The organism is Pseudomonas sp. HP_08, from assembly GCF_055284095.1.
Window position 1 is genome coordinate 514,166 of sequence record NZ_JBTOQC010000012.1, and the last position, 20,165, is coordinate 534,330.

Genomic DNA, 20,165 nt, shown 5'->3' on the forward strand with positions numbered 1-20,165 from the left:
ATGGGCAAGATGATCACTGTAAAGGCCAATGATGGCAGCGGCAGCTTTGCCGGCTACCTGGCGGTCCCCGCCAGCGGCAAAGGCCCTGGCGTCGTCATCGGCCAGGAGATTTTCGGGATCAACGCCAACATGCGCGAGATCGCCGATTTCTATGCCGAAGAAGGCTATGTGGCGCTGGTCCCGGACCTGTTCTGGCGCCTGGAACCGGGCATCGAAATGGGTTACACCGAAGCCGACTTCGGCCGCGCCATCGAGCTGTTCCAGCGTCTGGACGTCGACAAGGCGGTCGATGACATCGCCGCCAGCTTCAATGCCTTGCGCGGCCTGCCTGAGGTGCAGAGCGCAGGCCTGGGCTATGTCGGTTTCTGTATGGGCGGCAAGCTGGCCTACCTGACCGCCACCCGCACCGACGTCGCTTGCAGCGTGGGCTATTACGGCATGGGCATCGAGCAGTTACTGGATGAGGCCGACAACATCAAGGGCCGCCTGGTGCTGCACTTTGCCGAACAGGACGGCTATTGCGATGCCAATGCCCGCGCCGCGATCGCCGAGCGTCTTGCCGGGCGCGCCAAGGTCGAGATCTACACCTATCCGGGCGTGGACCATGCCTTTGCCCGCAATGGCGGCATGCACTACGACAAACCCGCCGCCCTGATGGCCCATCAACGCAGCATCGCGGCGCTCAAACAGGAAATCGGTCCGGACTTCAATCTGTCCGAGCTGTGGGAAAAGCACATCGAGTACGAATTTGCGGTACGCGATGTACCGGCGACCATGGCAACCATGGTCGCCGAGCCCTACGTCAACCACATCCCGACCATGACCGGCGGCGTGGGCTACCGCGAGCTGAGCCGCTTTTACCAGCACCATTTCGTCCACGGCAATCCGCCTGACATGAAACTGGTGCCGATTTCACGCACCGTGGGTGCTTCGCAAATTGTCGATGAGTTCGTGATGTGCTTTACCCACACCACGGAAATCGACTGGATGCTGCCCAACGTCGCGCCCACCGGTCAATACGTCGAAATTCCGATGCTGGGCGTGATCAAGTTCCGTGGCGACAAGCTGTGCCATGAACATATCTATTGGGACCAGGCCAGTGTGCTGGTGCAAATCGGCCTGCTCGACCCGACCGGCCTGCCAGTGGCCGGTGTCGAAACCGCAAGAAAACTGCTGGATGAGCGCCTGCCGTCCAATACCCTGATGGGGCGGTGGTCGAGTAGCGAATAGCAGACACAGGACGGCGCAGGAATGAGCTGGATTGCTGCCCGGTAAAACTCGCGAAAGGGCCCGTTTATTCAACATAGTCGGTGCTTGATAGTCAGTATTTGCGAGCTCTATTCTCACGCTCATCAAAACAAAAATTTATTGATTTTATTGAATTTAAAAACCACCACTTGTAGGAGCGCGCTTGTCCCGCGACCGAGTGCGAAGCGCTCGCAAAATCTCGGAAACGCTGAGAATTTACGACTGCTAACGCAGCCGGTCGCGGGCAAGCGCGCTCCTACAGGGGGGCCGTGTTTGCGCGCGACAGGGGTCTACGCATGCGGTGTGTCTGCGGTCTGGTGCGGCAGTTCGCCAAAGCGTTCGCGGTAGTAGCGGGCGAAGCGTCCCACATGCGCAAAACCATGGGCCATCGCCACTTCGGTGATGCTCAGGTCGCGTCGCTGCAGCAGACAATCGCGAACCGCTTCAAGGCGCAGGTTGCGCAAGCGCTCCATCGGCGTTTGCCCGTAACACCGCTGGCACAAGGTATTGAGACTGCGCACGCTGATGCCGCCTTCGGCCGCCAGTTCGCCCAGCGACAGCGTTTCGCCCAGACGGCTGCGCATCAAACCTTCTACCCGTTGCAATTGCCGCAAGGCATGCCGCTGCGCCGGCGACTCGATCAGTGTCATGGGCGCCTGGGCAGCGTGCGGTGGATGGGTCAGCAGAAACAGCGCCAGGCTTTCTTCAAGGTGCCGCAACCAATGACTTTGCGTCGGCTGGCTGGGCGCGGTGTCGAGCTGGGCGAGCAGCTCGTCGACGCGCCGCAGCCAGCCGCGCACCTGAACGCTGTCGAGACAGTACGCGGCCGGCAAGCAGAAATCGGCCGCCAGCCCGCCCTCGGCGACCAGCCGATCCTGGGTCAGGCGCAACAGCGAACGCGGCACTTTCAGCAGCAATTGCTCGCAGCCGCTGTGCCACACCAGCCGCGCCTGGCGAGTGGGCGACAACACCGCCACCTGGCCTTCTTCCAGCGCCAGCGTCAGGCCGTCACATTCGATGCTGGCCCGACCGCGCAAGGGCATTTGCATCAACACAAAATCGGTAAACGGCCGGGGCCGTACTTCGACCTCGGCACCGTAGCGCAGCACGAACATCTGGCAGCGCCCGACCTGGGCGCGAAAAAACGCCGTATCCACATGACCGCTGCGCCAGCTCAGATCATGCTCGACCAGCTCGCGAGCCAGCAGCCGGTGGCTTTCCTGACGCGAATGGCTGGTGAACACCGGGGTTTCGCACAGCCGCGACAAATCCAGGCCTGCCCCGCCGTGAAGCGGGTGACTCATTAACGAAGCCATGCTCAGAGCGACCGGTCAAGGCGGGCGTGCTTGCGCTGCGCGGTCATGCTCGGGGTCTCGTTGAACAGCTTGCGGTACTCGCTGGAAAAGCGCCCCAGGTGGGTGAAGCCCCAGCCCATGGCGATCACCGAGATATTGCGCGCCGAATTGTCTTCGAGAATTTCCTGGCGGGCCGCACTCAGGCGGTGTTTTTTCAGATAGGCCATGGGCGACATGCCGAAGTATTTCTTGAAGCCCTCGAACAGTTTGAAACGCGACACTCCCGACATCGCTTCGATGTCTTCCAGGTGCAGCGCCTCGCGGGCGTTGTCGTGGATGTACTGCTTGGCGCGAATCAGGTAATGCGGCAGCTTGACGCCAAGCACGCCGCGCAGTTCTTCGGAATAGTTATTGGGCTGCGCAAGAATCAGGCCCTTGATCAGCGAACTTTCGATGTCACGGGAGAAAAAGGTCTGGTCGTACAGTTCACGGCTGCGTTCCAGCTCGCCAATGAAGTAACGCGCCATTCGCCACCAGGAAGCGGAGGCGCCGTTCACCGCATCCATGACCGGATCGAAGCGTAACGGCGTTTCCAGCGGGCGTTGCAGCATGTCTTCAAGCGACTGGCGCATGGCAGTGCGGGTGATGGCGACCTGGATCTTGCGGCAATCGCCTTCGATCGCCAGCTCCTGGCTTTCATGAGGCGAGATGATAATTGCGCTGTCGGCATCCGAGCTGACCTCACAGCCCTTCTTGCTCAGGTGCTGTGTGCCGGTCAGAGGCAGGCTGAGGCTGTAGCTGTTGAGGTACTCGGCGTCCTCGATGCCGACCGTGACATCGGTGCCGTACTCGATCACGCCCAGCGTGGTGGACATCGATTTGAGTACCGTACCGCTGTGATGAAACTGGATTCGGCTGGGATGACGGGTGTTGAGCAAGTGTGGCCCACAAATACCGGCCATCCATTGCCGCGCACCGTTGAGGTCATAACGTTCGATCCGAATGTCTCGGACATGCACATCTGGAGTTGTACTCATCAGGGCACCCACGGCTGTTTCATGGACGCGCTCTAGCGGCACGCCTTTGATTTGAAAGAGCAATCTTTATGCCGCCAGCCGTACGAACGGCGGCTGGCGAAATATGCGGATAACATTTGCCCAATTAGTGGATAGCTGCAAAAGCGCCACCGCTCTAGCTCGCGCAACATGCTAATTGCACTTGCGCGGCCAGAAACAAGGCAATGCTGCAAAAAAGAGCAAGTTCACGGGCATTGCACGTTCGTCAGGCACTGGCCGGGTATTACTTGCACAACCGGTGTTACCTGATAACGCAGAATGACTTACCAGAATGTCCAGGTGTAGGTAGTAATCAGGCGGTTTTCATCGTAGTCGTTGGCGTGGCGAAACTTGACGTTGATGTTGCGCCATTCAACCGCCAGGTTTTTCAATGGCCCGCTCTGCACCACATACGACAGATAGATATTGCGCTCCGATTCTCCGGTGTCGCTCAACGCACCGCGGTCGATATCGCTGCCGCGCAGATAGCGCGTCATCAACTTCATGCCTGGTACGCCGACACCGGCAAAGTCAAAGTCGTAGCGCGCCTGCCAGGACTTTTCGTTGGGCTTGATAAAGGCGACGGCCGACCAGTTCACCAGGTACGGTTGCGGCGCGTAGCCGTTGAGCGTCGGAAAGGCACTGTCGCCGAGCATGCGCTGGTAACCCAAAGCAAAGGCATGGGGGCCCTTGCGCAAGGTGGTCATCGCCCCGTAGGAGCTGTTGTCGATACGGCCATACAGCGCGTCGCCATCTTCCTTGTTGTTGAAATAGCGCAGGTCGGTCTTGAGCTTGTAACCGTCGCCCAGGTCACTCAGGTAAGTCGCGCCCAGGTAATGCTGGCGGTAGATGTCTTCCAGTTGCCCATAGAAATAAGTACCGGTCAGGTTCGGCGTGAAGGCATAGCTGGCACCGCCGAAGTTCAGGCCGTCACTGCGGCGTTGCACGTCAGGGCCATTGAACAGGTACATTTTCTCGCTGTTGGAGGACTCGCGGCCACTGATTTCAGTGAACCGGCCACCGGTCAGGGTGAGCTTGTCGACCTCTTTGGACTCGATCAGCGTGCCGTGATACGTCGTCACCAACTGCCGCGAATCATCCAGATAAGCCACCGGCAACGTCGGTCGATGCTCACCGAATTTCAGCTCGGTTTTCGAATAGCGCACCTTGGCCGTATAACCGCCGCGCCCGTAGTCAGTGGCTTGTTCCTGCTTGCTGCGGCTGTAAGGAATGATGCTGTCGGGGCCCCGGCCACCGCCGCCATCGAGCCGGTAGGCGTACTGCATCGAGGCATCAAGGCCAAATTGCAGCGGCCCCTCGGTGTAGCCCGAGATAAAGCGCAGGTCGAACCCCTGGCTCCAGCTACCCACGCGCGACCGGGTCGGGTTGTCCTCCTTGAAGTCGCGGTCGATATAAAAGTTGCGCAAGCCCAGCGCCAGATGGCTGTCTTCGGTGAAATCCGCCTGTGCCATCATCGGTGCAAACAGACCTGCCACACCGGCCGCTTGCACACAACGGGTTAACCAACTCGCTTGAAACATGACGTGTCCCTCTCGATTAATGTGCGGGCACATTAGGTACGGCGCAACCAAACCGGCTGCCCCAATCGTTGGCAGTTGCTTGTTTATTAAAATATTTAACGTCAGTCATTATTAGCCACCGTGCTGTTCGGCACGATGGCAGTGATTAAGCAGTATTAAGGCTCGCGCCTCTATCCCGTTATTTGCATATTCATATCCAGTTACTTGAAGTGGGTGCTGATATCGCTGAGGGCCCTGTACCACAGGCCCCGCGAAAAAAGGCAGCCAATTTTATGGACTGTGTTCGCCCACAAAGCGGATAGACCCGTCAGCGGGCGCCTTGTCTAATGCCAACACACAACAACTTGTTGACCCTACGCATTAGCCCGATGCAACGAGGTATCGTTTAATGAACAGTACAAAGAGCGTCGAACAGTGGAAAAGCTTTATTGAAGGCTGCCTGGACTTCCGCCCCGCCGATGGCGTTTACCGTATTGCCCGGGACATGTTTACCGAGCCGGATCTGTTTGATCTGGAAATGGAACTGATCTTCGAAAAGAACTGGATCTACGCTTGCCACGAAAGTGAAATCGCCAACAAGCACGACTTCATGACGATGCGTGCCGGGCGCCAGCCGCTGATCATCACCCGCGACGGCGAAGGCCGGCTCAATGCATTGATCAATGCCTGCCAGCATCGCGGCACCACCCTGACCCGCGTCGGCAAGGGCAACCAGTCGACCTTCACCTGCCCCTTCCATGCCTGGTGCTACAAGAGCGACGGGCGCCTGGTCAAGGTCAAGGCGCCGGGCGAATACTCCGAAGGCTTCGACAAAGCCACCCGCGGCCTGAAAAAAGCCCGCATCGAAAGCTACAAGGGTTTTGTCTTTGTCAGCCTCGATGTCGACGGCACCGACTCGCTGCAGGATTTCCTCGGCGACGCCAAAGTGTTTTTCGACATGATGGTCGCCCAGTCGCCTACCGGCCAGCTCGAAGTGCTGCCCGGCAAGTCGGCGTACACCTACGACGGCAACTGGAAACTGCAGAACGAAAATGGCCTGGACGGCTACCACGTCAGCACCGTGCACTACAACTACGTGGCCACCGTACAGCATCGCCAGCAGGTCAACGCCGAGAAAGGCGTGGCCGGCGCCGACACCCTGGACTACAGCAAGCTGGGCGCCGGCGACAAGGAAACCGATGACGGCTGGTTCGCGTTCAACAACGGCCACAGCGTGCTGTTCAGCGACATGCCCAACCCGGCGGTACGCCCCGGCTACAGCACCATCATGCCGCGCCTGCTCGAAGAGTACGGCCAGGGCAAGGCCGAGTGGATGATGCACCGGCTGCGCAACCTGAACATCTACCCGAGCATGTTTTTCCTCGACCAGATCAGCTCGCAGTTGCGCATCATTCGCCCGATTGCCTGGAACAAGACCGAGATCAACAGCTTCTGCCTGGGCGTGGTCGGCGAATCCGATGCGGACCGTGAAAACCGTATCCGGCAGTTCGAAGACTTCTTCAACGTCTCCGGCATGGGCACCCCCGATGACCTGGTGGAGTTTCGCGAGGCACAGCGCGGCTTTCAGGCGCGCCTGGAACGCTGGAGCGACATCTCTCGCGGTGAAGGCAAGTGGGTCGAGGGTGCCACGCCCAACAGCGAGACCATTGGCATCTCGCCTGCGCTGACCGGCACCGAGTTCACCCATGAAGGCCTTTACGTCAATCAGCACAGCAACTGGCAGCGCTTTCTGCTTGAAGGCCTGGCGCGCAAGGCCGCCGAAGAGCAACCGTTGAAACTGCGTGAGGTGTGACCATGGATTCGCAACTGCAATACCGTATCGAGCAATTTCTTTACCGCAATGCCCAGGCCTGCGACAGCCAGGACTGGGACGCCTACCTGGCCATGTTCAGCGAAGACAGTGAGTTTCACTTGCCGCAATGGGACTCGGAGCATGTCTACACCACCGACCCGAAAAAAGGCATGTCGCTGATCTACTACCCCAACCGTGGTGGTCTGGAAGACCGGGTGTTCCGCATTCGCACCGGCAAGGCCGCTTCGACCATTCCGATGCCGCGCACCCTGCACCTGATCAACAACGTGCGCATTGCCGCACTGGACGGTGGTGATCTGGAGGTGCGGGTCAACTGGCACACCCTGTACTACCGCCTGCAAAACGCCGAGAACTTTTTCGGCCACGCCACCTACCGTCTGCGGCCCGATGGCGAGAGCTGGAAAATCAGCCGCAAGCACGTGGTGCTGCTTAACGACACCATTAATTCGGTGCTCGATTTCTATCACCTCTGACTGACGGAAGTCTGGATCATGAGTCATAAGGTCGCGTTCAGCTTTGCCGATGGGAAAACCCTGTTTTTCCCGGTGCAATCCCATGAAATCCTGCTCGATGCGGCGTTGCGCAACGGCATCAATATTCCTCTCGATTGCCGCGAAGGCGTATGCGGCACCTGCCAGGGTCGCTGCGAGTCGGGCCAGTACAGCCAGGAGTATGTCGACGATGAGGCGCTGTCGGCCGAGGACCTGCGCCAGCGCAAGGTCCTGACCTGCCAGACCCGGGTCGAATCTGACGCGGCGTTTTACTTCGACTTTGATTCCAGCCTGTGCAATGCCGCAGGGCCGACCCGTCTCAAAAGCATCGTGCGTGCGGTCGAGCAGGTCTCGCCGAACACCGCCATCCTGCACCTGGATGCCGGCGTCGACGGTCAGAAGCTCGACTTTTTGCCCGGCCAGTACGCCAGGCTGCAAGTGCCGGGCGGTGAAGGCATGCGCTCCTATTCGTTTGCCAACCGGCCCAATGGCAGCAACCAGTTGCAGTTTCTGATCCGCTTGCTGCCTGACGGCTTGATGAGCAACTACATCCGCGAGCACGCCGTGATCGGCGATGAAATCTCGCTCGAAGCACCGCTCGGGGCGTTTTACCTGCGCCATGTCGACAAGCCGCTGGTACTGGTGGCCGGCGGCACCGGGCTCTCGGCCTTTCTCGGCATGCTCGACGAGATCGCAGAAAAAGGCGGTTGCGGGCATCCGGTGCAGCTCTTTTACGGCGTGCGCAGCGCGGCCGACCTGTGTGAAACGGCGCGCATCGCCGTCTACGCCGAACGCATTCCGGGCTTCAGCTTTACCCCGGTGATCAGCGACCCGACCCCGGACTGGGACGGCAAGCGCGGTTATATCACCGAGCATTTCGACCTCGCGCAATTCCGTGACCAGGACCTGGACATGTACCTGTGCGGCCCGCCGCCGATGGTCGAGTCGATCAAGCAATGGCTGGCCGATCAGTCGCTGGAACGCACGCGCCTGTACTACGAGAAATTCACCGAAAGCAACACCTGATGCCGCAAGCCCGCACTGGAAACAAACAACCAAAACGATGTTCCAGTGCGCCCCCGTGATTCGGACTTTTTTACTGCCCTCGACTAACAACACCATTAAAGGCGGCACTATGAAAAAACTATGGATGGCATCCCTTTTGGTAGCCAGCACGGTGACCAGCCTCGCGGCCTGGGCACAGGACCCGGTGCGCATCGGCTTCATCACCACCCTGTCGACACCGGCAGGCTACCTGGGCGAAGACTCGCGCGACGCTTTCCAGCTGGCCATCGACCAGGAAAACGGCACGCTTGGCGGTGTGCCGGTCAGTCTGGTGGTCGAGGACGACGGCCTGCAACCGGCACGCGCCAAGCAGATCATCGACCGCATGAGCCTGGATGGCATTTCTCTGTACACCGGGGTGATCTTCTCCAACGTACTGGCGGCCGTGGTCAATACGGCCACCAAGAACGGCTTCTACATCAGCAACAACACGGCCCCGTCGAACCTGGCCGGCAAGCAGTGCAAGCCCAACTATTTCGTCGCCTCCTACCAGAACGACACCCCGCACGAGATGGCCGGCGTTGCCGCCAACGAGCTGGGCTACAAGAAGATGGTGATTCTGGCGCCCAACTATCAGGGCGGCCGCGATGCGCTCGAAGGCTTCAAGCGCACCTTCAAGGGTGAAGTCACCGAGATCTACACCAAGCTCAACCAACTGGACTTCTCGGTCGAACTGGCGCGGGTACGCTCGCTGGCCCCGGACGCGATCTTCGAGTTCCATCCGGGCGGCGCCGGCATCAACTTCGCCAAGCAGTACGGCAGCTCGGGCCTGAGCAAAACCATTCCGATGGTGGTGCCGGTGTTCTCGATGGACGAGCGCATGCTCGCCGCCACCGGCGATGTGGCCAAAGGCACCAACATCGTCAGCCTGTGGAACCCGACCTCCGACAATCCGGCCAACCAGGCCTTCGTCAAGGCATTCACCGACAAATACAAGCGCGTGCCGACCGTCTATGCCGCGCAAACCTACGACACCGCACGCCTGATCGGTACCGCGCTGAAAAGCGTCAACGGCAACATCAAGGATCAGGATGCGTTTCGCAACGCGCTGCGCAACGTCAAGTTCGACTCGATTCGCGGCAACTTTGCCTTCGGCAAGAACCAGCACGCCGTCATCGACTGGTACTTGCTGCGCGTAGAAGCCGACGCCAACGGCAAGCTGGTGCAGGTGCCGGTGAAAACCCTCGCCACCTCGCAAGTGGACAGCTACGCCGCCGAATGCGCCCTGTGACCCGCACCTGGATCTCGTACCGGGCACCGTGCGTGCCCGGCACTTTGCGTAGGACTTCCCAGCATGCTGCTACTTGAACAAATCCTTAATGGCCTGCAGTACAGCGCCTTGCTGTTTCTGCTGGCGTCGGGCCTGACGCTGATCTTCGGCATCATGGGCGTCATCAACCTCGCCCACGGCGCCTTCTACATGGTCGGGGCCTTCTGCGCGGCCTATACCGCCTCGCTCACCGGCTCGTTCTGGCTGGCCGGGCTGGCCGCCATCGCAGGCTCTGCCCTGTACGGGCTGCTGATCGAAACCAGCATCATGCGCAAGCTGTACAGCCGCGATCACCTCGATCAGGTGCTCGCAACGCTGGCCGTGGTGTTTTTCACCAACGAGCTGATCACCGTGCTGTTCGGCCGCAGCCCGCCAGCCATGCCGACACCTGAATGGTATGGCGCCTTCGTCGAGGTGTTGCCGGGCCTGATGTACCCGGTCAGCCGCCTGCTGTTCATCGGCGCCGGTGTGCTGGTGGCGATTGCCATGTGGCTGCTGATCAACCATACCCGCCTGGGCATGCTGATTCGCGCCGGCGCCGACGACCATGAAATGGTCGGCGCGCTGGGGGTCAACATTGCGCGCCTGTACACCCTGGTGTTCGTGTTTGGCTGCGTGCTGTGCGGCGTTGCAGGTTTTATGGCAGCGCCGCTGCTGTCGGTGGAAATCGGCATGGGTGAAAAAGTCCTGATCACCACCTTCGTGGTCATCGTCGTCGGCGGTGTGGGTTCTGTGCGCGGCGCCCTGGCCGGTGCCCTGCTGATAGGCATGGTCGACGGACTGGGCCGAGCCTATATCCCGCAATTGCTTGACCAGCTATTTCCCGCCGAAGTCAGCGGCACCTTGAGTGGCGGGCTTATTTCCGCCAGCGCCTACATCGTCATGGCCGTTGTGTTGCTGGTCCGTCCACGCGGCCTGCTGCCTGCGCGCGCCTGAGGAGCAACCATGTCTCGTCGAATAGTGATTGATCTGTTGTGCCTGGCGACATTTGCCCTGCTGCCGCTGCTGGCCTCGTTTCTCAATGAGCCGTTTCTGGTCAGCCTGTTCACCCGCCTGGCGATCTACGGCATGGCCGCCGCCAGCCTTGACCTGTTGATCGGCTATGGCGCGATGGTCAGCTTCGGCCACGCGGCGTTCTTCGGCCTGGGTGGCTATGTGGTCGGCGTCATCGGCTTTCATACCTCCCAGGCGATGCCGCTGTGGGGCTGGGAAGGTTCGAGCAGCGCGCTGATTGTCTGGCCACTGTCGTTGCTGGTCTGCGCGCTGTTTGCCCTGGTGATCGGCTATCTGTCACTGCGCACCAGCGGGGTGCAGTTCATCATGATCACCCTGGCGTTCGGGCAGATGCTGTATTTCGTGCTCAGTTCGCTGTCGCTGTACGGCGGCGACGACGGCATCCTGCTCACCGAGCGCAATACCTTGCCGGGGCTGAACATGGACAGCCCGGTGCAGTTCTATTACCTGTGCCTGGGCTTGCTGGTCGCCTGGCTGTTGTTTTGCCGACGTCTGGTCAACTCGCGTTTCGGCTATGTGCTGCGCGGCCTCAAGCAAAGCGAGCGCCGCAGCATCAGCCTGGGCCTGCACCCGCTGCGCTACCGCTTGACCGCATTCGTGATCGCAGGCACCGGCGGCGGTCTGGCCGGCATCCTGTGGGCCAACTATGCGATGTTCGTCAGCCCCGACATGGGCGCCTGGCACAAGTCCGGTGAATTGATGGCGATGGTGATTCTGGGCGGCGTCGGCACCCTGCTCGGCCCGGTTCTGGGGGCGGCGGTGTACCTGGGCCTGGAGCAGGTTCTGAGCCTGTGGACCGAGCACTGGCTGCTGATCTTCGGCCCGGTGCTGCTGGCCGTGGTGCTGTTCGGCAAAAAAGGCCTGTACGGGCTGCTGCTCAGCCCGCTGCCCGCCTGGCGGCGCAAAGCGGCAGCGCCATCTGTCAGCGTCAATAGCGAGGTGCACCCATGAATGCGCAACTGTCGATCCAGAACCTGGAAAAAACCTTTGGCGCGGTCAAGGCCACCAACAACGCCAGCTTCGAGATCGCCCCCGGTGAACTGCACGCGATCATCGGCCCCAACGGTGCGGGCAAGTCGACCCTGATCGCGCAGATCGCCGGCGAGATCACCCCGGACAAGGGCCGGATTCTGCTCAAGGGTGAAGACATCACCCACGTGCCGGCCCACCGGCGTCCGGGCCTGGGCCTGGCACGGGCCTTCCAGGTCAGCCAGCTATACCCGGAATTCACCCTGCTGGAAAACGTCGCCATCGCCATCGCCGCCAGAGAGGGCAAGACCTTTGGCATGTGGAAGCCACTGGGCAGCGACCCGCACCTGATGCAGTCGGCCGCCGGCTACCTGCAACGAGTGGACCTTGGCCCCCGCAGTCAGTCACTGGTCAGCGAACTGTCGCACGGTGAGCGCCGGCAACTGGAGATTGCCCTGGCGCTGGCCCAGGAAGCCTCGGTGTTGCTGCTCGACGAACCGATGGCAGGCATGGGCGCCGAAGAGTCGGCGCGCATGACCCAACTGTTACTGGAGCTCAAAGGCCGTTATTCGATTCTGCTGGTCGAGCACGACATGGACGCGGTGTTTGCCCTGGCCGACCGCATCACGGTGCTGGTGTACGGCCAGACCATCCTGACCGGCAGCGTCGAGCAGATTCGCAACGACCCGCAAGTACGCGCCGCCTACCTGGGAGAAGAACATGCTTGAAGTCAGTGGATTGCAGGCCGGCTACGGCCTGAGCCAGGTGCTGTTCGACATGCACCTGAAGATTGAGCAAGGCCAGGTGGTGTCGCTGATCGGGCGCAACGGCATGGGCAAGACCACCACGGTCAAGTCGATCATGGGCCTGCTCAAACCCACGGCCGGCAGCATCCTGATTCATGGCCGGGAAATGCGCGGTGCAGCGCCCTATCGCATCGCCCAGGCCGGCCTGGGCCTGGTGCCCGAAGGCCGGCGCGGCTTTGGCAGCCTGAGCGTGCGCGAGAACCTGCTGGCCACCGCCACCAAGGGTAAATGGGACCTGGCACGCATCTACCAACTGTTCCCCCGGTTGCAGGAGCGCCAGGATCAACTGTCGAAAACCCTGTCCGGTGGCGAACAACAGATGATGGTGGTCGGTCGCGCACTGCTGACCAACCCGCAACTGCTGATTCTTGATGAAGCCACTGAAGGCCTGGCGCCGATCATTCGCGAAACGATCTGGAGCTGCCTGGCGAGCCTGAAACAGGAAGGCGAGACGATTCTGGTGATCGACAAGAACCTGAAAGAAATGGCCCGGGTTGTCGACTGCCATCACATCGTCGAAAAAGGCCGCCAGGTCTGGCACGGCACACCGGCGCAACTGGCCGAAACGCCAGAGTTGTCACAGCGGTATCTGGGTGTGTGATCAACCATAGTGGCGGGAGCGCGCTCCTGCCGTTCCGATGTTTGTCGTACGGCAATCATGCGCCTGGAAAAACTCGATAACCGGAACCGGGCGGCCGAACAGGTAGCCCTGGAACGCGCCGCAGCCCATCTCGGTCAGGCAGGCGCGTTGCTGCTCGGTTTCGACCCCTTCGGCAATAGTCGTCACGCCCAGAATGGCGGCTATTTCTATGATCTTTTTCACCAGTTGGCGTTTGCTGGCGTCACGCTCGATGTCGTGGACGAATAACTGGTCAATCTTCAGCTCATCCAGCGGCAGCGCTTGCAGCAATGACAGTGAAGAGAAGCCTGTACCGAAATCATCCAGCGACCAGGAAATGCCGTCATCGCGCAAGGCGTTCATTTTCGATGCAATCGAGGTCAGGTCACTGGCCAGCGATGACTCGGTAATTTCCAGGCGCAGCCTGTTCGGCGGCGCGCCGACTTTATGCAAAATCGCCCGCACATCCTCGACAAACGTGGGGGATGCGAGCTGCAACGGGCTGACATTGACCGACAGCACAAACTGGTCGAGCCCAGGCAGCCGGGACCAGGTTTTCAGGTGTACGCACGCCAGTTCCAGCACCATCAAGCCGATCTCGTGAATCAGGCCGGTTTCTTCTGCCAGGGGAATGAATTTTGCCGGGGACTGAATGCCATGGCCGGGTCGGTCCCAGCGCAGCAACACCTCGGCGCCAACCACCTTGCCATCGGTCGAAACCTGGGGCTGCAGGTACGCACACAGTTCCTGTTGAGCCAGCGCGCGGGCCAGTGCCGAATATTGCTCCACCTTGGTACTGAGATCCTCGCGAAAGATCGCCAGCACCCCGACGGTCAGCAGTATCGCGGTGATGCAGTTCAACCCGTGACCGAGCCCGCGTATATCGGCGGGCAATAGTTCCAGTTGCGCCCCGAAACTCAACGGGTTGATTGCCAGGAACACCATCGCGCCAAAACAGGCGACCGGCAATAACCAGCGCAGGTAAACACCCTCGCTGCGGAACAGGAAAAATGTCGCAATACCAATCGGCATCAGAAACAAGTGCGTTGACCTGGCCACTTGCGCCGTGGGTGTGTCCGCCAGGCTGGCAAATACGGTGAGCAACAGCAACACATGGGTGATCACGAACAACGAGACGCGCTTGAGCTCCCTTGACAAGTAAAGGCACCCGGCGCCAAGCAGCATCAGTGCGAACAGCACCAGGGCCAACACCGCCATGCCGTGCATGACGTAATAACTGCCCCACGCCAGACCATGCAACACGCAGACGCCGCCGCCAAAACGCAATAGCCGCTGAACGCGAGGCCACTGCGTATGATCCGGAAACTTGCGTACGACCCACTCCCTGCTCCAATTCGCTCCGACTTCTTTCACACCCGCCCCTTCATTGCTGTCTCGTTTCAGCCACTCGAAGCCATGGTAGAGCGTAGAGCATCTGAAGCAAGTTAGGAGTCGTTATTCTTGAATATGAAACGGCACCATAAAGATGCCGTTATTTGCAATATTTGTGTGCGTTGTCAGGGTCTGTACAAAAAGTCGGCGAGCGAAGGTCAGGCAAGGCAAAAACCGGCGAGGAAGCGGAGTTTACGTGTTGTAAATGAGCATTCCGAGCCGGTTTTTAACGCAGCATGACCGAGCGCAGCCACTTTATGTACAGAGCCTAAAACTTGTGCAGCCAATTAAGCACCATCTTGTTGCCCTCAGTACGGTTCTCGGCATCCTGTTCGAAGTACGCGTTCACCGACAGCACATTTTCCTTGCTGAACGCATAAACGAGCCCTGGCCCGATGGCCCAGACTTTTTCCTTGCGGCCGCTGACCGTGTCGCCATCCACTCGGGTGTCGGTGATCTGCTTCAACCAGTAGCCATTCAAGCCGACACTCAATGACTGGCTGAGGGCGTATTGCAAGGTCAGGTTGGCATGCAGCGCCTGGCCGGCCTGGGTATCGCTGACGTCACCGAAGCCTGCTTGCGGGTCGTCGTTCTTGCCGTTCCACAGGTACATGAAACGCCCGCTGGCCGACCATTTCGGGCTGAACCAGTAGGTGGCGGCGTAATACGGGTTGAACGACCAGAAGTTGCTGCCGGGGTTGATCGAACGCTGGCGATCGTAGCTGCCCACCGGAATCGACACATCGGCCTCGATACGCTGGGTCAGCAACGGACTGCCATCGGCACGGGTCAGGGTCGGCAATTGCACAAAGGCGCCGACAATCAGGTCGCCAAAGCCTGCGCGAGAACTGAGTGCGGCGTTATTCAGGCCATCGTCGACATCGACATGCGCCAGCGAGGTGTTGATCAGGGTAAAGCCGGGCATCGCGCCGTTGGCCCGTGGCTGGCCGACATAGATGATTTGCGTGGTGGGCGCCACGACCGTCAAATCCTGTTTGGGCAACGGCAGTTTATTGCCGTTGGCATCATTGAAGCGGCTGGCCCTGGAATAGGTCAGGTACTCCTCCAGATACCAGCCAGGCCCGGCCGGTGCCGGTGAGCCGTCATAGAAGCTGGTGCTGCCCAGATTGAGTCCAGGCAAGTCATAGGCCTGCGCCGCAGGTGACAGGGCGATAAAAGTCAGGGGCGCAACGATCCGCAAGAATGGCTTGAGCATCTTGTATGTCCTGTTTTTTTCTTGTTGTTGTTTTGCTGCGCAGTATTTACACGTAGGTGGCGGCCAGCCCGCCATCCACCGGCAGGTTCACGCCATTGATCCAGCGCGCCGCGTCCGAGCACAGAAAGGCGATCACCGCGGCCACCTCATCGGCCAGCGCCGGCCGGGTCATGCGCTGGCTGTCCTGCGCCACGCGCTCCGGCCCGAGCATGCTGACGAAATCGCCGAGAATGGGCGTGAACACCGGCCCCGGCGCCACGCAGTTGAGGCGCACCGAGTGGTCGCGGAACCAGGCTTGCGACTGCTGAAAGCTCCAGACGATCAGCGCCTCCTTGAAGTACTGGTAACAGCTGGCCTGCTCCACCGGGTTGGCGGCCAGCCACTGCTGCCCGGCGGCGTAGCTGTCGGTGGCGGCCAGGGCCTTGTGCTGCTCGAGCCGTTGCGGCCATTGCGCGCCCAGGACCGAGGCGACATTGACGATGCTGCCACCGGCCCGGATGCGCGGTAGCAACGACGCCGAGAGATGGCGCAAACCGAGGTAATTGACCTCGGCTACGCTCTTGACCGGCGCGGTGCCGGGCACGCCGGCGATATTGCACAGCGCATCGATCTGCGCCGGCAGGCGCGCTACCAGCGCATCGATACTGGCCGGGTCGCCCAGATCAGCCTGGAAAAAGCCATCCAGCGTCAATTGCGGTTCATGGCGATCCACGCCGATCACTTTGGCGCCTTGGAAACGCGCCAGCCGTGCGACTTCGGCACCAATGCCGGAGGCGACACCGGTCACGATCAGGGTTTTGTTGTTCAGGTTCATGTTCAAGCCCTCTTGGTTATTGTTTTAAGGCGTACAGAGCATTCAGAAGGGATGGCTCAGAAGGGATAGCGCGGCGGCGTGTTTTTCACGGTTACCCATTGCCACTGGCTGTATTCGTCCCAGTCGGCCGGCCCGCCGACGCTGCCGCCATTGCCCGAGGCGCCACGGCCACCGAAGGGGTTGGTGCAGTCGTCGGCCACCGTCTGGTCGTTGATGTGCAACAGCCCGCACTCAAGCCGGTCGCCGATGGCCATGGCGCGCCCGACCGAGGGTGAGATGATCGCCGCCGACAGACCGTATTCGGTGCGATTGGCCAATTCGATGGCCTCCTCGTCAGTCTTGAAACTGACCACCGTGGCCACCGGGCCGAACACTTCATTCTTGAAGGCACGCATGCCCGGACGCACCCCGCTGAGCACCGTCGGCTGATAGAACAGCCGCTCAAAGGTACCGCCCGCCTCCAGCCGGGCGCCGGCCTGCACGCTCTCGGTGACGATGTCGTGTACGCGCTGCAACTGGCGCTGGTTGATCAACGGGCCAAGCGCCGCTTCGCCTCGGGCGGCATTGCCAACGGTAAGTGCCTGGGCTTTTTCGACCAGCTTGCGGGTCAGCTTCTCGGCGATGGACTCATGCACCAGAATCAGGCCGGTGGCCATGCAGATCTGCCCCTGATGCAGCCAGGCGCCCCAGGCCGCGTTACTGGCGGCGAGGTCGAGGTCGGCGTCTTCCAGAATGATCAACGGGTTCTTGCCGCCCAGTTCCAGCGCGACTTTTTTCAACGTTTGCCCGGCCACTTCAGCGACCTTGCGCCCGGCAGCGGTGGAGCCGGTGAAGGCAATCATCTTCACATCGGCATCGCGGCACAGCGCCTCACCGGCCGCCGCAGCGCCAGGCAACACGTGCAGCAGGCCTTTGGGCAAGCCGGCGGCCTCGAACAGCCGGGCAATGATGAAGCCGCCACTGACCGGGGTTTGCGGGTCAGGCTTGAGCACCACCGCATTGCCGGCCGCCAGCGCCGGTGCCACCGAGCGCAGCGACAGGATCAACGGGAAATTGAACGGCGAGATCACCCCGACCACGCCATGCGGCTGGCGCCGCGCATACGACAAGCGCCCCGCCTCGCTGGGCAGCACCAGCCCGTGCGGTTGCGATAACAGGCCCGCGGCCTGGTGCAACAGGACAATGGCCTCGCGCACTTCATGCTCGCCCTTGAACAGCGCCCCGCCGGTTTCGCGGGCGATGTACAGCGCCAGCTCCGCGAACGACTGCTGGGCCACCGCTGCCGCCTTGCGAAACACCTCGGCACGCTCACGCGGGCCCAGCGCCGCCCACGCTGGCTGGGCCCGCGCCGCACTGCGGCAGGCGCTGGCAATGTCGTCGGCATCGGCCATCGCGCAGCGCATCAAGGGTTCGCCGGTGGCGGGTTCGATCACAGGCGTCACGGGCCCCGAGCCGGGTATCCAGTCGCCGTTGAACAGGCATTCGGACGCAAGCGCCCGCTGCAAAAAAGAGGTGGTTTCAGACACTGACATGGGCAACTCCGGTTCTTGTAATTGTCATCGCCTGTACAGCCACAGGAGCTGTGCAAACGCCGCATCAAGGCCTTGAGCAAAGGCTGTGCCGCTGACCGTAATGGACCGGGAGATAAATCATCGAACGCTCTGCTTCGGTACTTTCCGGCAGATCTACCGAGTCTGTGTACGGCCTGAATGCCTACGCGGCGCATGACGCACTTGTTCAATTGATAAGGTTATGTTTAATAACTATCTCGACCGTTGCTCATATCGTTAACTCACGCGTTGCAGGGGAATAACAATGACTCACCCCAATCCTGCCGATTACCATCCGCGCGGCGACAGCCGCCAACTGAGCGACAGCAGTTCGCCGACGCCCGCCGAATTGACCGATTGCCTGTTTTTCTCGCCCGAAGACGGGCGCATCTGGCTCAACGACCAGCGCATGCTGCTGTTGCACAGCTCTGCATTGGGCGCCCTGCGTGCAGAGATCATCGAGCGCCTGGGCCTGGAGCAGGCACGCGGCCTGTTTACCCGCACCGGTTATGCCTCCGGCGCCCGTGATGCGCGGCTGATCCGCGAACGCTGGCCCCACGCCGATGCCGCCGCCGTGTTTCGCGCGGGCACGCACTTGCACACGCTGGAAGGCATGACCAAGGTTGAACCCCTGCACTTCAAGTTCGACGCCGACTCGGGCTTTTATGAGGGCGAGTTTCTCTGGCACCACTCCTGTGAAGCCGACGAACACGTGGCCGCCTACGGCATCGGCCAGGACCCGGTGTGCTGGACCGAGACCGGCTACGCCATCGGCTTTGTCAGCGGCCTGTTCGGGCAGATGGTGATTTTCCGCGAGGTGCAGTGCCGTGGCATGGGCCACAGCTGCTGCCGGGTGATCGGCAAGACCGCCGAGCAATGGGGTGACGCCGAGCAAGACTTGAGCTACCTGAATGTCTCGCACACCGTCACCAGCCCCCCAGCCGCGACCGTGCCCGGCACACCGCTGAGCCGCAGCACCGGCGTCAGCCTGCAACAACCGTTGATTGGCGCCAGCGCCGCCTTCAACGCGGCGACCCAGGCACTGCAACGGGTGGCGCTGACGCCCGCCACGGTGTTGATCATGGGCGAGTCCGGCGTCGGCAAGGAACGCTTTGCCCGCCAGTTGCACCAGCTCAGCCATCGCCAGCAAAACCCGTTTGTGGCGCTCAATTGTGCGGCCATCCCGGACAACCTGATCGAAGCCGAACTGTTCGGTGTCGAGCGCGGTGCCTTTACCGGTGCCACCCACTCACGGCCTGGACGCTTCGAGCGGGCCCAGGGCGGCACGCTGTTTCTCGATGAAATCACCTGCCTCAGCCTGCCAGGACAAAGCAAACTGCTGCGCGCCTTGCAGGAACGCGAGATCGAGCGAGTCGGTGGCGTACGCGAGATAAAGGTCGATGTGCGCGTGGTCGCCGCCACCAACATTGACCTGCGCAAAGCGGTGGCCGATGGCACCTTCCGTGAAGACCTGTTCTACCGCCTGAATGTCTATCCGATCGCCCTGCCGCCGCTGCGTGAACGCCGCGACGACATTCCGTTGCTGATCGATGCCTTTCTCAAGCGCTTTTGCCAGGACTACGCACGCACGCCGGTGGGCCTGAGCATGCGCGCCCTGAAAGTGCTGCTGCGCTACGACTTTCCGGGCAATGTGCGCGAGCTGCAAAACCTGATCGAACGCGGCCTGATCGCCAGCGACGAAGGTCAGGTCATTGACCTTGTGCACCTGTTTCGCAACGAACCCATGCCGTCCGATCCCTATGGCGTGGACGACCACGGCAGCCTGTCGACCGCTCAAGGGCGTCAGGCCGCCTCTAAGACAGGCGCGGCCTTGCTGGAAACGCTGGGGCAACACGACCCCGGTTTCTCCATCGACGGTCTGGAATCGCGGCTGATCAATGAAGCGTTGCAGCAAAGCACCGGCAATCTGGCGGCAGCGGCCAGGTTATTGGGGCTTAGCCGTGCGCAGTTTGCCTATCGGTTGAAGAAGCATCAGCGCCAGTGAAG

The 20,165-nt window shown here is 61.0% G+C and carries 17 protein-coding genes; 10 read left to right on the forward strand and 7 right to left on the reverse strand.

Features of this window, described 5'->3' with window-relative positions; translation table 11 throughout:
- Complete coding sequence (locus ACYAS9_RS13895) at positions 1–1,230, forward strand: dienelactone hydrolase family protein (RefSeq protein WP_463568865.1); 1,230 nt, start codon at positions 1–3, stop codon at positions 1,228–1,230.
- A 308-nt stretch (positions 1,231–1,538) separates the two neighbouring features.
- On the opposite strand, the gene ACYAS9_RS13900 is transcribed toward ACYAS9_RS13895, so the two are convergent.
- The 3 genes from ACYAS9_RS13900 to ACYAS9_RS13910 form a co-directional block, all read right to left on the reverse strand.
- The gene (locus ACYAS9_RS13900; protein ID WP_463568866.1) at positions 1,539–2,552 is read right to left on the reverse strand and encodes an AraC family transcriptional regulator; all 1,014 of its coding nucleotides are present in this window, start codon (positions 2,550–2,552) and stop codon (positions 1,539–1,541) included.
- A 14-nt stretch (positions 2,553–2,566) separates the two neighbouring features.
- A complete protein-coding gene (locus ACYAS9_RS13905) occupies positions 2,567–3,580 on the reverse strand; it encodes an AraC family transcriptional regulator (RefSeq protein WP_463568867.1) in 1,014 nt (337 codons plus the stop codon).
- Between the two features lie 302 nt (positions 3,581–3,882).
- The gene (locus ACYAS9_RS13910; RefSeq protein ID WP_463568868.1) at positions 3,883–5,139 is read right to left on the reverse strand and encodes an OprD family porin; all 1,257 of its coding nucleotides are present in this window, start codon (positions 5,137–5,139) and stop codon (positions 3,883–3,885) included.
- Positions 5,140–5,527: 388 nt separating this feature from the next.
- Here ACYAS9_RS13910 and antA point away from each other — a divergent pair, with 388 nt between their 5' ends.
- From antA to ACYAS9_RS13950, 8 genes are all read left to right on the forward strand, one after another.
- A complete protein-coding gene (gene antA, locus ACYAS9_RS13915; RefSeq protein ID WP_463568869.1) occupies positions 5,528–6,931 on the forward strand; it encodes an anthranilate 1,2-dioxygenase large subunit in 1,404 nt (467 codons plus the stop codon).
- Positions 6,932–6,933: 2 nt separating this feature from the next.
- Complete coding sequence (gene antB, locus ACYAS9_RS13920) at positions 6,934–7,425, forward strand: anthranilate 1,2-dioxygenase small subunit (RefSeq protein ID WP_463568870.1); 492 nt, start codon at positions 6,934–6,936, stop codon at positions 7,423–7,425.
- 18 nt (positions 7,426–7,443) lie between these two features.
- Positions 7,444–8,469, forward strand: coding sequence for an anthranilate 1,2-dioxygenase electron transfer component AntC (antC, locus tag ACYAS9_RS13925; RefSeq protein WP_463568871.1), 1,026 nt, complete (start codon positions 7,444–7,446; stop codon positions 8,467–8,469).
- A gap of 124 nt (positions 8,470–8,593) precedes the next feature.
- On the forward strand, positions 8,594–9,739 hold the full coding sequence (locus tag ACYAS9_RS13930) for an ABC transporter substrate-binding protein (RefSeq protein ID WP_463568872.1): 1,146 nt from the start codon (positions 8,594–8,596) through the stop codon (positions 9,737–9,739).
- A gap of 63 nt (positions 9,740–9,802) precedes the next feature.
- Positions 9,803–10,714, forward strand: coding sequence for a branched-chain amino acid ABC transporter permease (locus ACYAS9_RS13935; RefSeq protein WP_463568873.1), 912 nt, complete (start codon positions 9,803–9,805; stop codon positions 10,712–10,714).
- Positions 10,715–10,723: 9 nt separating this feature from the next.
- Positions 10,724–11,743 (forward strand): branched-chain amino acid ABC transporter permease, encoded by a 1,020-nt coding sequence (locus ACYAS9_RS13940; RefSeq protein ID WP_463568874.1) that lies wholly within the window; start codon positions 10,724–10,726, stop codon positions 11,741–11,743.
- Positions 11,740–12,489: an ABC transporter ATP-binding protein gene (locus ACYAS9_RS13945; protein ID WP_463568875.1), complete on the forward strand. Its 750-nt coding sequence runs from the start codon at positions 11,740–11,742 to the stop codon at positions 12,487–12,489. The genes ACYAS9_RS13940 and ACYAS9_RS13945 overlap by 4 nt, the downstream gene beginning before the upstream one ends.
- A complete protein-coding gene (locus tag ACYAS9_RS13950) occupies positions 12,482–13,168 on the forward strand; it encodes an ABC transporter ATP-binding protein (RefSeq protein ID WP_463568876.1) in 687 nt (228 codons plus the stop codon). The genes ACYAS9_RS13945 and ACYAS9_RS13950 overlap by 8 nt, the downstream gene beginning before the upstream one ends.
- Here the strand turns inward: ACYAS9_RS13950 and ACYAS9_RS13955 are convergent, their stop codons facing one another.
- The 4 genes from ACYAS9_RS13955 to ACYAS9_RS13970 all read right to left on the reverse strand — a co-directional run bounded on the left by ACYAS9_RS13955 (position 13,169) and on the right by ACYAS9_RS13970 (position 18,140).
- A complete protein-coding gene (locus tag ACYAS9_RS13955; protein ID WP_463568877.1) occupies positions 13,169–14,449 on the reverse strand; it encodes a putative bifunctional diguanylate cyclase/phosphodiesterase in 1,281 nt (426 codons plus the stop codon). It lies immediately after the preceding gene.
- Between the two features lie 397 nt (positions 14,450–14,846).
- Complete coding sequence (locus ACYAS9_RS13960; RefSeq protein WP_463568878.1) at positions 14,847–15,794, reverse strand: SphA family protein; 948 nt, start codon at positions 15,792–15,794, stop codon at positions 14,847–14,849.
- A 46-nt stretch (positions 15,795–15,840) separates the two neighbouring features.
- Positions 15,841–16,608, reverse strand: a complete 768-nt coding sequence (locus ACYAS9_RS13965) for a coniferyl-alcohol dehydrogenase (RefSeq protein ID WP_463568879.1) — start codon at positions 16,606–16,608, stop codon at positions 15,841–15,843.
- A 56-nt stretch (positions 16,609–16,664) separates the two neighbouring features.
- Complete coding sequence (locus ACYAS9_RS13970; RefSeq protein WP_463568880.1) at positions 16,665–18,140, reverse strand: benzaldehyde dehydrogenase; 1,476 nt, start codon at positions 18,138–18,140, stop codon at positions 16,665–16,667.
- A gap of 283 nt (positions 18,141–18,423) precedes the next feature.
- Between ACYAS9_RS13970 and ACYAS9_RS13975 the strand changes: the two genes are divergently transcribed.
- The gene (locus ACYAS9_RS13975; RefSeq protein ID WP_463568881.1) at positions 18,424–20,163 is read left to right on the forward strand and encodes a sigma 54-interacting transcriptional regulator; all 1,740 of its coding nucleotides are present in this window, start codon (positions 18,424–18,426) and stop codon (positions 20,161–20,163) included.
- Positions 20,164–20,165 lie beyond the last annotated feature (2 nt).

Coding starts and splice junctions, on each gene's coding strand:
- ACYAS9_RS13965 (WP_463568879.1), bottom strand. CDS start 16,608: ATGAACCTGAACAACAAAACCCTGATCGTGACCGGTGTCGCCTCCGGC.
- antA (WP_463568869.1), top strand. CDS start 5,528: ATGAACAGTACAAAGAGCGTCGAACAGTGGAAAAGCTTTATTGAAGGC.
- ACYAS9_RS13930 (WP_463568872.1), top strand. CDS start 8,594: ATGGCATCCCTTTTGGTAGCCAGCACGGTGACCAGCCTCGCGGCCTGG.
- ACYAS9_RS13960 (WP_463568878.1), bottom strand. CDS start 15,794: ATGCTCAAGCCATTCTTGCGGATCGTTGCGCCCCTGACTTTTATCGCC.
- ACYAS9_RS13950 (WP_463568876.1), top strand. CDS start 12,482: ATGCTTGAAGTCAGTGGATTGCAGGCCGGCTACGGCCTGAGCCAGGTG.
- ACYAS9_RS13895 (WP_463568865.1), top strand. CDS start 1: ATGGGCAAGATGATCACTGTAAAGGCCAATGATGGCAGCGGCAGCTTT.
- ACYAS9_RS13970 (WP_463568880.1), bottom strand. CDS start 18,140: ATGTCAGTGTCTGAAACCACCTCTTTTTTGCAGCGGGCGCTTGCGTCC.
- ACYAS9_RS13900 (WP_463568866.1), bottom strand. CDS start 2,552: ATGAGTCACCCGCTTCACGGCGGGGCAGGCCTGGATTTGTCGCGGCTG.
- ACYAS9_RS13905 (WP_463568867.1), bottom strand. CDS start 3,580: ATGAGTACAACTCCAGATGTGCATGTCCGAGACATTCGGATCGAACGT.
- antC (WP_463568871.1), top strand. CDS start 7,444: ATGAGTCATAAGGTCGCGTTCAGCTTTGCCGATGGGAAAACCCTGTTT.
- ACYAS9_RS13975 (WP_463568881.1), top strand. CDS start 18,424: ATGACTCACCCCAATCCTGCCGATTACCATCCGCGCGGCGACAGCCGC.
- ACYAS9_RS13940 (WP_463568874.1), top strand. CDS start 10,724: ATGTCTCGTCGAATAGTGATTGATCTGTTGTGCCTGGCGACATTTGCC.
- antB (WP_463568870.1), top strand. CDS start 6,934: ATGGATTCGCAACTGCAATACCGTATCGAGCAATTTCTTTACCGCAAT.
- ACYAS9_RS13935 (WP_463568873.1), top strand. CDS start 9,803: ATGCTGCTACTTGAACAAATCCTTAATGGCCTGCAGTACAGCGCCTTG.
- ACYAS9_RS13910 (WP_463568868.1), bottom strand. CDS start 5,139: ATGTTTCAAGCGAGTTGGTTAACCCGTTGTGTGCAAGCGGCCGGTGTG.
- ACYAS9_RS13945 (WP_463568875.1), top strand. CDS start 11,740: ATGAATGCGCAACTGTCGATCCAGAACCTGGAAAAAACCTTTGGCGCG.